The sequence below is a fragment of the Methanococcoides sp. LMO-2 genome, assembly GCF_038432375.1.
Taxonomy (GTDB): domain Archaea; phylum Halobacteriota; class Methanosarcinia; order Methanosarcinales; family Methanosarcinaceae; genus Methanococcoides; species Methanococcoides cohabitans.
This window is the reverse complement of the sequence record NZ_JBCAUS010000003.1, coordinates 15,664-29,500: the sequence shown is the minus strand read 5'-3', so window position 1 is coordinate 29,500 and position 13,837 is coordinate 15,664. Positions and strand designations below refer to the sequence as shown.

Below are 13,837 nucleotides of genomic sequence, written 5' to 3'. Positions count from 1 at the left end.
CCTCTTGGACGGTATCTTTTCTTTTCAGGAAGATTTTGATGTCATCCCACATTATCCAAATTTGTGCAGAGGAATTTGGTCTCCAAAATATATCATCTTTACAACGTGGGGTATTAAAAGTACTTTCAAACTCAGAAAGTAGTCTTAGTTTAGAAGAAATTTTACATAGCCTGTCAAAGAGACCTTGTGCCAAAAAATTAGTTCCACAGGTTGTTCAGCTAAAGAAAAGTGGATTGATCGTTTGTGAAAAAGTTGAACCTAACTGCATGGATAGTCGTTATGAATTAAGTGAAAAATTGAATGAGATTTTAAAGAATAAAAATCTCACAAAATAATCAAAGCCAACAATGTCGAGTATGCATAAATCGGTAGAAATTGGGTTTTCTGTGTGATAATGTTAGGTAGCATATCAATAGATGCATGGCTTCTTGATAAAGATGAAAAGCTTACTATGTTCTACAAGGAATGGAAAAATAACAGGACTTGTAAAGGAAGAACCTATTGGTACAAATCTGATGCAACATATTATGCAAATCCTCTCGACGGCTTCCCATAAGTTTTTCGTGTGCTCTTGCTATTCTTTTCTTTTCTATATCTCTATCTGAGTTCAAAGCTTACTCGTTGTGCGAAATATTAAGTTTTGGATCGAGAAAAAATGCTAAAAATCTATTTAAAATTGTTTAATGTCGGGGGTTTAGTAATACTAAAAAATCTCCATATTTTTATTATTTGGGGGAGTGCAGTTTCCTTCTAACTCTAAGGATGTTGATTTCCTACAGCGAGTTAGTTTTAGACAAGTATTTGCATGCTGTTAAAAAGTAATTGTTCTTGAAAATTATATCTCGATATGAATTTATAGCATTAAAATATAATTTTAAATGGTGGGGTTCGATGTATTCTAATTGCTCGAAATTGGTGCTTAAAAACATTATTTCCATATTTTTACTTTTGATTCTTTCAGTTGCTTCTGCAAATGCAGCTGTTATTACTGTGGGTGACAGCGATGACCAGGATTATATTACGATACAGGGTGCTATAAATAATGCAATTGATGACGATACTATCATTGTCTATCCGGGAACCTATACAGAGAACGTGGACGTATACAAAGAACTGTCAGTCATATCACAGTCCGGAAATCCAGAAGATACAATTGTCCATGCTGCTAATTCTTACCAGCACGTATTCAGTGTGACCGCAAACAATGTGACCATCAGCGGGTTTAATTTCACGGGTGCCACCGATTCTGTCGCAGGTGTTTATCTCAATGGGGTTGAAGGTTGTAATGTTACTGAAAATAGTTTATCAAACAACAACTACGGCATTTGGTTGTATAATTCCAGTAACTATAATAATGTGACCAGCAATACGGCGTTGGACAACACCTACGGAATCTGGCTTTCTGTATCCAGCAATTACAATAATGTGACCAGCAATACTGCAGTGGACAATACCTACGGAATCTGGATATATTTATCCAGCGACAACAACACGCTGACCGGCAACACGGTGTCTAACAATAACGACTACGGCATCGTTCTGTCTTCATCCAGCAATAACACTCTGATCAGCAATACGGCATCGGGCAACAATTACGGCATCTATCTGTATTTATCCAGCGACAACAACACGCTGACCGGCAACATGGCTTCGAACAACACCCGCGGCATCTGGCTGTTTGATTCCAGCAACAATAACACCCTGACCGATAACACGGCTTCGAACAATAGCGCCTACGGTATCTACCTGCTGGATTCCAGCAACAACAACACGCTGGTCAGCAACACGGCTTCGGACAATAGCGCCTACGGCATCGTTATGGATTTTTCCAGCGACAACACGCTGGTCAGCAACACGGCCTCGAACAATACCATCTACGGCATCCTTTTGTCTGGGTCTAGCAACTACAACAACCTGAACAGTAACACGGCCTCGAACAACAATTATGGCATCATGCTGGATTCTTCCGATAACAATAATATGGCCAGCAACATGGCTTCGAACAATGGTAATTACGGCATTTATGTACGTTATTCCAGCAACAACACCCTGGCCGGCAACAATGCTTCGAACAATAGCGCCTACGGCATCGATCTATTGAATTCCAGCGACAACACGCTGATCAGCAACACAGCGTCTAACAATAGCGCCTTCGGCATCCTACTGCATTTCTCCAGCAACAACAACAGCCTGACCGGCAATATAGTGTCAAACAGCAATACTGGAATCCTTCTGTATTCATCCAGCAACAACACGCTGGTTAGCAATACGGCGTTGGACAATAACAACGGCATCGATTTGGATTCTTCCGACTACAGCAATCTGATTAGTAATATGGCAGTGGATAATGATATTGGCATCAGGCTGTTTGTGTCCAGCAACAACAATGAGCTGACCAGCAACACCGCTGCAGACAACAATGTTGGCATCTATCTGGATTCTTCCAGCAACAACCTCATCTATAACAATTATTTCAACAACACCAATAATGCGTATGATAATGGAAATAACGTCTGGAATATCACAAAAACAACAGGTACAAACATCATTGGTGGATATTATCTTGGAGGAAACTACTGGTCAGATTATGCTGGTGTTGATACTGATAATGATAGGTTGGGAGATACTTTGCTTCCATACAATTCTACAGGCGATATAATTAATGGTGGAGATTATCTACCGCTTACAGAAATGGCAACCTTGCCTGTTTATAACATAGATTCTGGCAAGAATTTTTCTACAATACAAGCTGCTATCAATGATCCTGCAACACTTGATGGACACACGATCGTTGTGAATAAAGGAACGTACACTGAAAATGTGGACGTGAACAAGGAATTAACGATAATCTCGCAGTCCGGAAATCCGGATGATACAATTGTCCAGGCCGCTGATCCAAACGATCACGCCTTCAATGTAACCGCAAACAATGTAACCATCAGCGGGTTTAATGCAACTGGTGCCACTGTTGCAACGGTTGGCACTTCATCTTCCGGCATCTACCTCTATGAGGTTGAGGGTTGTACTGTTACTGAAAACAGTTTATCGAATAACGCCTACGGCATCAATCTACGACAGTCTATCAACAACAACCTGATCGATAACACGGCGTCGAACAATACCCACCACGGCATCAATCTGTGGCTTTCCAGCAACAACAACTTGAGCAGCAACATTGCTTCGAACAATACTGGCTATGGCATTTGGCTGTCCGAGTCCAGCAACAACACTCTGACTAACAACAAGGCAGCTGACAATAACTACGGCATCTGGCTGAATCCATCCAGCAACTACAACAAACTGACCAACAACACGGCAGTTGACAACAATTACGGCATCTATCTGTATTCTTCCAGTAACTACAACAACCTGACCAGTAACACGGTTTCGAATAATAGCGCCTACGGCATCTATGTGGGGAATTCCAATTACAACACTCTGACCAGCAACACGGTGTCGAATAATAACGACGGTATCTCTCTGTATTATTCCAGCAATCACAATAAGCTAACTAGCAATACGGTAGTGAACAATGATTATGGCATCTATCTGATTAGTTCCATCGACAACAACCTAAATAGCAATACGGCATCGAACAACATCTACGGTATCTATCTGATTAGTTCCATCGACAACAATCTGGCCAGCAACACGGTATCAAACAATACCGGTCACGGCATCTGGCTGTCTGAGTCCAGCAACTACAACATGCTGACCAATAATACGGTGTCGGACAATACCGAATACGGCATCTGGCTGTATTTATCCAGTAACTACAACATGCTGACCAGCAATACCGCGTCGAACAATAGTAACTCAGGTATCTGGCTATCTTCATCCAGCAACAACAACCTGACCGGCAACATGGCGTCGAACAATACCGGCCACGGCGTCGAGCTGTTGTATTCCAGCAACAACAACCTGACCAGCAACACAGTAGCTGGCAATAACATGAACGGCATCTTTCTGGATTACAGCAACTACAATACTGTGACCAACAACACGGCATCGAATAATAGCGCCTACGGCATCTATGTGGGGAATTCCGACTACAACACTCTGAACAGCAACACGGCGTCAAACAATTACTATGGCATGGGCTTGTTGTATTCCAGCGATAACAATCTGATCAACAACACGGCAGTGGATAACGATTATGGAATCTGGTTGTCTGAGTCCATCAACAGTTTCCTCTACAACAACTACTTCAACAACACAAATAATGTTGAATTCTCTGGAAGTAATACCGGAAATATCTGGAACTCAACCGAGATGCTGGAATATACTTACAATGGTAGCAACTACGTGAACTACACAGGTAACTACTATTCTGACTACACAGGCACGGACAACAATGGGGATGGTATTGGTGATGCACCCTATGGTGATGACAACTATCCACTGCTGTTCTGGCCAGTTACGCTTGAGCCAATACCACCAAACATCGCTCCTACTCCAAACATTGATTCTATCGCACCTAATCCTGCAGTTGAAGGTGAAACAGTAACATTCAATGGCTCTGGAACTGATTCAGATGGTACGATCATAGGCTACAACTGGACTTCCGATATTGATGGTCTGTTAAGCAGTTCTGCTAATTTCAGTACTTCCAGCCTTTCGGTCGGTACTCATACCATCAACTTCAGTGTACAGGATGATGATGGTGTCTGGTCTGCTGCTGATTCAGCTACTGTGATAATCAATGAGCTTCCGAACGTAGCTCCTATTCCAAACATTGATTCAATTGCACCTAATCCTGCTATTGAAGGTGCAACAGTAACATTCAATGGCTCTGGAACTGATTCAGATGGTACGATCATAGGCTACAACTGGACTTCCGATCTTGATGGTTTGTTAAGCAGTTCTGCCAATTTCAGTACTTCCGCTCTTTCTCTCGGTACTCATACCATTACCTTCAGTGTACAGGATGATGACGGAGTCTGGTCTGCTGCTGATTCAGCTACTGTAATAATCAAGCTTGAAACTGTAACTATCACTGTGGATGACAACGGTGGGCAGGATTATACCACGATACAGGCTGCTGTAAATAATGCAACTAACGGAGATACTATCCTTGTCTATCCTGGAACCTACACAGAGAATGTGTATGTGAACAAGGAACTAATGATCATCTCACAGTCTGGAGATCCGAACGATACCATTGTCCAGGCTGCCGATCCAAATGATCATGTCTTTTTCGTAACTGTAAACAACGTCACTATCAGCGGCTTCAATGTGACAGGTGCAACAGGGGGCATGGGAATAGGTCTCGGTGAACTTGAGGGCTGTAATATTTCTGAAAACAGTTTATCTAACAACTTTATCGGTATTGATCTGTTGAGTTCAAACAATAACGTGCTGAGCAATAACACTGGAATGAACAACATTCTGGGCATCCATCTGAATTCTTCCAGCAGCAATTTGCTGAGTAACAACACTGCAAACTCGAACAGTGTCGGCATCTTGCTAAAACAGTCCAGCGATAACAACATGCTAAACGGTAACAATGCAAGTTCGAACACCGATTTTGGTATCTTGCTGAATCAGTCCAGCAACAACATGTTGAGCAATAACACTGCAAGCTTGAACAACTATTACGGTATCTGGCTGAAACAGTCCAGCGATAACAACACGCTAAGCAATAACACTGCAAGCTTGAACAACTATTACGGTATCTGGCTGAAACAGTCCAGCGATAACAACACGCTAAGCAATAACACTGCAAACTCGAACAACTTTTACGGCATATTGCTGGATGAGTCCAGCAATAACACGTTGAGCAATAATACTGGAATGAATAGCATCCAAGGCATCTGGCTATCTTCTTCCAGCAATAACACACTGAATGATAACATTGCAAACTCGAACTCTGATTTCGGCATCTTGCTCGGTCAGTCCAATAATAACATGCTGAGTAACAACACTGCATCTAACAACTATCACGGTATTTTTTTATATTCTTCTACTAACAATACTCTGAACGGTAACACTGCAAGCTTGAATAGCAATTGTGGCATCCGACTGGAAAAGTCCAGCGATAACAACACTCTGTTCGACAACGTTGCAATCTCGAACTACGATGCCGGTATCTTGATGATGAATTCCAGCAGTAACACTCTGAGTAGTAACAGCGTGTTGAATAACTCTGTTGATGGTTTTTATCTTGAGAATTCTAACAACAGTCTCATCTACAACAACTACTTCAACAATACAAATAACGTTGAATTTGCTGGAACAAATACTGGAAATACATGGAACATCACTCTGAATGTTGGAACAAACATTGTTGGCGGTTCTTTCGTTGGTGGAAACTATTGGGTACATCCTAATGGAACCGGATTCAGTGTTGAAACAGCAGATTCCAACAATGATGGAATCTGTGATGAGCAATACAACCTATCAGAAACTGAAGTTGACTACCTGCCGCTTGCTATTGTCATTGATGATCTCATGCCAGTGATCAGTATTACTTCGCCGGCGGATGGAACTTCCACAACTTCAAGCTCAATTGCAGTATCAGGTCTTGTTAATGGTACAGGATCGCTGCCAGTGGTTACGGTGAATGACATTGTTGCAGAAACCACAATTCTGGGCTTCAATGGTACCTTCACGGCAACAGTAGCTCTGGTTATAGGTGCTAACACCATTTATGCAAACGTTACCGATTCTGCTGGAAATACCAACACAACATCTGTAAATGTTACGCGCACTTCTACATCCTCCGGCGGTGGCGGCGGAAGTGGAGGAGGCGGTGGTGGCGCTACCGGTGAAGCATTTGAGAATATTCTTGTGAAAGATGCTGCAACTTCTAATGTAGTTTCAGGAGAGCTTTCCAGATACGAATTCACTGAAGAAAAGTGCCACATTGTCTACATTCAGTTCAGGGGTGTAGCCAATGCAGGCCTAATCAGTACCCTGATTGAGATCTTAATAGATACTTCTGCGCTTGTAGATTCTCCAGCTCCAGGCATCGTTTATCAGAACATGAACATCTGGGTTGGTAATGCTGCATTTGGAGATGATAAGATCGAAGATGCTGTTATAGGCTTCAGAGTAAGTAAAGAATGGCTCTCTGAAAATGGTATCGATGCATCCAGCATTGCATTATATCGCTATAGTGATGGGAAGTGGAATGAGCTTTCTACAACCAAGATTGACGAAGATGGTGAATACATCTACTTTGAGGCGGAAACCACTGGCTTCTCACCTTTTGCAATAGTCGGGTTTGCAGAAGAAGATAAAACGGTATCTATAGAAGACGGTACACCACCATCAGAAGAGGGTATCTCTGTAGTGGAGGACGAGGATATGCAACCAGAGCCCGAGGGTATACCATGGATTTCAACAGGATTGTTGATCCTGATTTTGGTTGGAGTCCATCTGCTAATTAGGAAGAGGAGCTAAAAACCCCTTTTTATTTTTAATGTATAAATCCTCTCGACGTCTTTAGAAAGCTATTCTGGGCTATTTTTGATTTAGATCTCACAGAAAAATTGAATAATCTAAATTTGGAGATTCATTCAAAAACAAATCTTTCCAATCTATCATCTTCAAGGCTATAATAGAAAAAATTAACATCATATACGAGATGTCCATATCTTTTTAGCCATTCCTCAGGAACGCGGCGGTCATTTCCAAAGACCAAAAACTTATGTAATGCAGCAGCTTTTTCTAACAACCATACATGTTCGGCAATGACGGAGAACTTTGTTGTTGGTAGGGTCTTATCGTTATCCATTGCAATGTACTGTGCATAACCAACTATCTCTTTATCATTGGAGATCATGGCAATAGACGTTGGAATTCCCGGAAATTGATCTGTAACAAGCTCCTTTGAATAAAAGCCGGACATTACATCAAGTACCTGGTTTTGGAAATCATGGGCATCTGTTGTTGTAGATCTTATAGCCCTAGTCTTGGCTTTTGCATGGAGGATATTTTCCGGATTGATAAAACTCACTTGCTGCATTTCTAAATCCACTTTGGCTTTCCATCCCTGACCAAGCCACCCATCCATTGCATGAGTTCTATCTTTGTCATTGGTCCACCATGCGGGGTGGTTCCTGGCAGCAGGTGGTAATGAAAAACCTAATATTTCATCAATTTTTGAAAAAGTAAGTTGGACTCGAGTTTCATTTTGATTGCCAAGATATATCCCAAGATTTGAATATTTACCCATGTTATTACCCACCGTATTTGAAAAATATCAAATGATAAACGTAATATTACCAGAATCTATGTTCATCAAATATCGTGATATCTATTTCCATGAAGCAGATTATTTTCACGGTAATTATGGTTATTGGTTTAGGATAGTAGTTATCATCATCTATGTACTTCAGCAGAATACCTAAGACAAGTTTGGTGAAATTTAAGGCTATTAAATGTAATTTATTAAATTTGTCTTTTAGTTTTTCAGTGATATTTTTGAGTTGTCAGAGCGTTTCTAAAAACGTTTAAATTGTATCTGATTCATATGTTTGTAGGGTACATTTTCTGAAAGTTTCAAAAATTAGGGACGTGAGTGATTCAATGGGATCCGAAAAGGAATATCGCATGATATTTGAGAAATCCCCTCTAGGGATCATGTATTTTGACCGTGACGGTGTCGTTACACTTTGCAATGAAAGGTCTTCCAGGATCTTTGGTAAAGACAAAAAAGACATCATCGGTTTTGATGTTTTATCTTTTTTTAATACTGAACAGGTCGGGGTTGCTATAGAGAGAGTGCTTTCAGGAGAGTCTGTTACTTATGAGGATGAATCTCTGACCGGTTCGAACGGTTCGCCTGTACAGGTAGAAGTGCATTGCAGTCCTGACATGTCGGAAGATGGCTCTATCGGTGGTGGTATCTGCATGATAGAGGATATCACACAAAGAAAAGATCTTGAAGATACACTGAAACTGGATGAATCCCGGCTTGAAACTCTTCTGGAACTTGAGCAGATGATGGATGCTCCCATGCAGGAGATCGCAGATTTTGTTCATGAAGAAGCTGTCCGGCTTACCGGCAGCACGATCGGATACCTTGCATTTCTGAACGAGGATGAATCTGTTCTTACAATGCATACATGGTCGAACAGTGTGATGAAAGAATGCACTGTGCCTGATCGTAAGTTCGTCTATGACGTGAAGAAGATCGGTCTCTGGGGTGAACCGATAAGGCAACGGAAACCTGTTATAATCAGCAACTATGAAATGCCTCATCCTCTCAAGAGGGGGTATCCTGAAGGTCATGTGGAACTCACAAATTACATGGCAGTCCCCGTTTTTGAAGGTAGCAGGATAGTCGCAACTGCTGGTGTTGGTAACAAGGATGGGGAGTATGATGCTTCTGATGTTCGCCAGCTGACATTACTGATGCAGGGCTTGTGGAGACTTATCCAGCGCAGGGAATCGATTGAGGTACTTAAGAAGTATGCAGAGGATCTTGAACATTCAAACGAGCTAAAGGAGTTGTTCTCCGATATCATGAGACACGATCTGTTGAATCCTGCAGGTATCGTCAAAGGCTATGCCGAGCTTCTGCTTGAGATGGAGGATGATGAAAAGAAGCAGGAGATGGTTCGGACAATCGATCGCAACAACAAGAAGTTGATCGACATGATCGAGAATGCAGCAAGGTTCGCAAAACTGGATACTTTTGAGGATATCGAATTCCAGGAAATGGATCTGGCTCTTATTATTGAGGGTGTGATCGGAAATTTTCATCCCAATATCGAAGAGAAAAAGATGCTCGTTGAATTTGACCATCAGGGCTCTTATGCTGTAAAGGCGAACCCGATGATCGAGGAAGTGTTCTCAAATCTGCTTTCCAATGCGATAAAGTACAGCCCTGAAAAAGAAAGGATCATCTTTTCCATTTCAGATGCCGGTGATGAGTGGATGGTATCAGTAACGGATCGGGGTGATGGTGTTCCTGATGAGAACAAGCCGGAACTGTTCGAGCGCTTCAAGCGTGTCACGAAAAAGGGAATAAAAGGTACAGGGCTTGGTCTTGCAATTGTTAAGAAGATCGTTGATCTTCATGGTGGGAGTGTTGGAGTTGTGGACAATCCTGATGGGCAGGGAAGTGTCTTTTGGGTTACTTTGAGGAAATGGGTTTGAAATATTCCGTATGTAGGGCAATGGGTTACGTTCTCTCATTAAAATGAACCTCTAGTTATAATTCTAATTAATTCATATTTATATCCATTTAGCCCAAGAATATTATGAATCTCCTCTTTCATATTACCTAAATAACACCGAATGGGGTTAAAATATGTCCGAGAAAATTCCATGTGAGGATATAAAGAAAGATTTTGAATATCTGGATGGGATCATTCTAAAACAGGCCGGAAGGGAACCTACACCAGATGTTGCGAGATGGCGCACCCAGGTAATGTACAAGAAGGAACTCTGCAGGATGAAAAAAGAATCCTGATATCTGTTTGTTCAATTGCATACTTTGCTTTACATCGAAGCTTCAAAACAAGATAAATTTCTCTTTCGATAGCTGACCTGCTATTACGGACAGTCGTATTATTAGGTTTTTTTAAGGGTTTTATCTTTGAATACTGCCTGCTACGTATTCTGTGAAGTCTTTCAATGCAGAAAGGTCGCTTTCATTTTCAACTGATGCATTCCTCTCAGCAATGTAAACTGCAACGAGGTTGTTTTTGATCTGCAGGTCTATCCTCCATGGCAGCTCGTTTGCTTTTTCAACAATTTTAGTCAGGGTTATGTCATCCAGTACCTCGTTGATGTCAGTGTAGTTTCCATAGATAACTACATCCTTTGACCAGTTTTGATCCAATTCCAGTTCTGGCATCGTATAGAGTTCATTTGTCAATCTGGAACTCTCTTTCTTAAAACGAACAATGAGCGCATCACATATCGTATTTTTCAGTTGCAACAGACATACATTTAAATGGATGGCATTACCTTCAGAAATACGGACATGATGCTGGAAATAGTGAATCCTTCCCTTTGGAACTGAACCTATTATTACATTCTCTGGAGCTATTTTTCCAAGGGAGGGTGAGTTGAAACGACCGATACCCTGAAGGTCCTTTGCTAAGTTCTGAACCGTTCCATCATCTTCCTGCATGTATGTCCAATTATGGGACTTCGCATAGTTCTCGAATAATGGGATAGAGGTTTTCTTCTGTTTTTTTGCTTCCTTTACAAGTAAGATCGGGAAGATTATTATTACAGCTACAATGATAATTGTTAGTGGTTCCATTGTAAATAATTATGACCGTTTCGACTTTAAATCCTTTGTTCAGCAGGAAGTTTGATATGAACTTCAGTTCCCAATCCTTCATCACTTTCGATCCAGACATCTCCCTTGTGCATTTCAACAAAATGCTTTACAAGAGCAAGTCCAATTCCATTTCCTCCATAATCGCGTGATGATGAACCATCTATCTGATAGAAAGGGTCGAACATTTTTCCGATCTCTTTTTCAGGAATACCGATTCCTGTATCCTTTACCAGAATATTTATTTCATTATCAATGTTTCGTGCTTTGACAAAGACCGAACCGCCATTATTGTTGAATTTGATAGCATTGTTCAAAACATTGTTGATTATCTGCTTGATCTTGTTTTTGTCACCATCTATCAGGATCATTTTCTCAATATCCATTTCTATGGATATATTCTTCTGTGTTGCAAGAGGAAGTGCATTTTTACGAACCTCTTTGAGGACCTCGCATAAAATAAACTTCTCGTAATTTAGCTCGCTTGATCTTGCTTCTATAGCAGATAGGTCGAGTATATTGTTTATGATCTTCAACAGGTTCTGTCCGCTCTTGTGGATATTTTCTGTATATCTCATTTGCTTTTCATTGAGATTTCCATAAACCTCATTAGACAATATGTCGGAAAAACCAATTACAGAATTAAGTGGAGTTCTGAGTTCATGGCTCATGTTTGCCAAAAACTCACTCTTTGAGCGATTTGCAACTTCAGAGGCTATCTTTGTATTAAGCAAATTATTTTCTAGATTCTTCCTTTCTGTGATATCCTGGCCCGAACAGAGAAAGCCCTCTATCTAACTATTTTTGTTATATAGTACAGAAACATTCCATGCTATCCATCTTTCTTCACCGGAAGAGTTCAGAATAGGATTCTCATGATATTCGATTTTTTTCTTATTATCTGATATCAAATATTCAATTTGTTTTTCGACCTGCTCACAGAATTCTTCAGGAAGGAAGTTCTCACACCAGTTCTTACCGACAATATTTTCTTTTTCATAACCAAGGATCTCACAACCTTTGTTATTGATTTGAACTACATTCCTGTCGGTTCCCAGAACCAGCATAATGACCTTGGCCACATCAAAATACTTTTGTGCACGATCTCTTTCTACAACTAGCTCATCATGAACGTTTTTAAGTTCTGTTATGTCTACAGTAGTTCCAAATAGCTGGACTTTACCTTCTGAATTTATGGTTGATATCGCTTTTTCATGCAACCATAATTGAGTTCCATCTGGCCTTATGATCCTATATTCATAGTCATTTAATGCACATTTTCTATTTACTGTTTCATTCATATTTTGCAGTATTATTGGAAGGTCATCCGGATGCGCATAGTTAAAAAATGACTGCCAGTTCTGCTCTTTATTTTCTGTATCAATTCCCAGCAACCGATTTGCAAAAGGTGACATGTACGTGTTAATGAAACCTCCATTCTCGTCGACATCAGCTTTCCAGAAAAGGGCATCAATTGATGAAACAACTTCCCTGTATTTTGTTTCGCTTTCCCTTAGCTCTTTTTCTGCGACCTTGCGTTCGTTTATCTCTTTTAACAGTTTAAGATTATTATATCCCAGTGTGGATATTTCCTTTGCAAACAATGATAGCAAATGCAATATATTCTCGAACTGTTCCTGAGACATGTAGCGGATCTCATTGTATGCATCCAGCATTTCATCCACATCTGCCCCAATTTTTCTGGCGTAGTTCTCTACTGATGCTGGTTCCATTTTTTCCACATTGACCTGTCCGACAAGCCAGTTTGCAACATGTTGTCCACCAACGATTATCGGAGCACTGGCATCTATAAGTCCAAGGCTGTGACATCTGCCATAACTGGGTTCCATGACCTTGTTGGCTTTCTCTCCTAATATCATATCGGATCTATAGCAGTTCCTTTCTCCAGCTTCAGTGTTGCGTACTATCTGGCAGATCTTTGAGAAATTGCTTGGTCTGGTAATGGGGGTGCCATCAATTTTGGTAATTATGGAAGCTACTCTATTTGCCTTTGAAAATGAATCCTGTATCTTTTGAAGATGTTCAGGATCTATTATATCAAGTAGTGTTAGCTCTTCAAGTTCACTTTCGGATGAAGATAGGTAATCAAGTTTTACCTGGAGTAATTTATTTTTTCTCTTCAGTTCATCAGTTAACCTTTTGCGTTCTGTGATATCTCTGGCAATACTAAGTACGGAAACTCTTCCTTCATATTCAATAATGCGATTACTTAGTTCAATAGGGGTAGTGTTTCCATTTTTTGAAAGGGCCAGAGTTTCAAATATTGAGTATTTTTCTTTATGAAGTTTTTTTATGTCATCAATTAGTTTTGAACTATGGTCGGGATGAACTAAATCCGTAATTTGCTTCTTTAATATTTCATTTCGTGTGTAACCAGTTAATCTGCAAGCAACTTTGTTCACTTCAATAATGTTACCATTTAGCTCATATATAGAAATTGAATCATTAGAATTGTTGAAAATATCTTTGAATTTCTTTTCAGATGCCTGAAGTGCCTCTATCATTTCTTTTCTTTTGCTTATATCACGCAAGATAGCCATAACCGCGGGCTTTTTTTCATATTCTATAATGGCT

General features: G+C 40.4%; 9 protein-coding genes. 5 read left to right on the top strand and 4 right to left on the bottom strand.

The genetic code is table 11. The annotated features are described in order from the left end of the window. Nucleotides 1–38: 38 nt before the first annotated feature. The 3 genes from WOA13_RS05315 (at nt 39) to WOA13_RS05305 (ending at nt 7,404) form a co-directional block, all read left to right on the top strand. Entirely contained in the window at nt 39–335 is a 297-nt protein-coding gene (locus WOA13_RS05315) for a hypothetical protein (protein WP_342126921.1), read from the top strand. Between the two features lie 59 nt (nt 336–394). Beyond that, nucleotides 395–556, top strand: coding sequence for a hypothetical protein (locus WOA13_RS05310; protein WP_342126920.1), 162 nt, complete (start codon nt 395–397; stop codon nt 554–556). Nucleotides 557–891: 335 nt separating this feature from the next. Next, the gene (locus WOA13_RS05305) at nt 892–7,404 is read left to right on the top strand and encodes a NosD domain-containing protein (RefSeq protein ID WP_342126919.1); all 6,513 of its coding nucleotides are present in this window, start codon (nt 892–894) and stop codon (nt 7,402–7,404) included. A 112-nt stretch (nt 7,405–7,516) separates the two neighbouring features. On the opposite strand, the gene WOA13_RS05300 is transcribed toward WOA13_RS05305, so the two are convergent. After that, nucleotides 7,517–8,179: a DUF7662 domain-containing protein gene (locus WOA13_RS05300; RefSeq protein ID WP_342126918.1), complete on the bottom strand. Its 663-nt coding sequence runs from the start codon at nt 8,177–8,179 to the stop codon at nt 7,517–7,519. A 353-nt stretch (nt 8,180–8,532) separates the two neighbouring features. Here WOA13_RS05300 and WOA13_RS05295 point away from each other — a divergent pair, with 353 nt between their 5' ends. Further along, nucleotides 8,533–10,107 carry a sensor histidine kinase gene (locus WOA13_RS05295; protein WP_342126917.1) on the top strand — a complete coding sequence of 525 codons (1,575 nt, stop codon included), beginning with the start codon at nt 8,533–8,535 and terminating at the stop codon, nt 10,105–10,107. Between the two features lie 154 nt (nt 10,108–10,261). Beyond that, entirely contained in the window at nt 10,262–10,423 is a 162-nt protein-coding gene (locus WOA13_RS05290; protein ID WP_342126916.1) for a hypothetical protein, read from the top strand. Between the two features lie 120 nt (nt 10,424–10,543). Here WOA13_RS05290 and WOA13_RS05285 read toward each other — a convergent pair whose 3' ends face one another. The 3 genes from WOA13_RS05285 to WOA13_RS05275 are packed head-to-tail and all read right to left on the bottom strand — an operon-like array spanning nt 10,544 to nt 13,803. Then, on the bottom strand, nt 10,544–11,224 hold the full coding sequence (locus tag WOA13_RS05285; protein WP_342126915.1) for a hypothetical protein: 681 nt from the start codon (nt 11,222–11,224) through the stop codon (nt 10,544–10,546). A gap of 26 nt (nt 11,225–11,250) precedes the next feature. After that, nucleotides 11,251–11,976, bottom strand: a complete 726-nt coding sequence (locus tag WOA13_RS05280) for a sensor histidine kinase (protein WP_342126914.1) — start codon at nt 11,974–11,976, stop codon at nt 11,251–11,253. A 60-nt stretch (nt 11,977–12,036) separates the two neighbouring features. After that, nucleotides 12,037–13,803, bottom strand: a complete 1,767-nt coding sequence (locus WOA13_RS05275; RefSeq protein ID WP_342126913.1) for a PAS domain S-box protein — start codon at nt 13,801–13,803, stop codon at nt 12,037–12,039. Nucleotides 13,804–13,837: the final 34 nt, after the last annotated feature.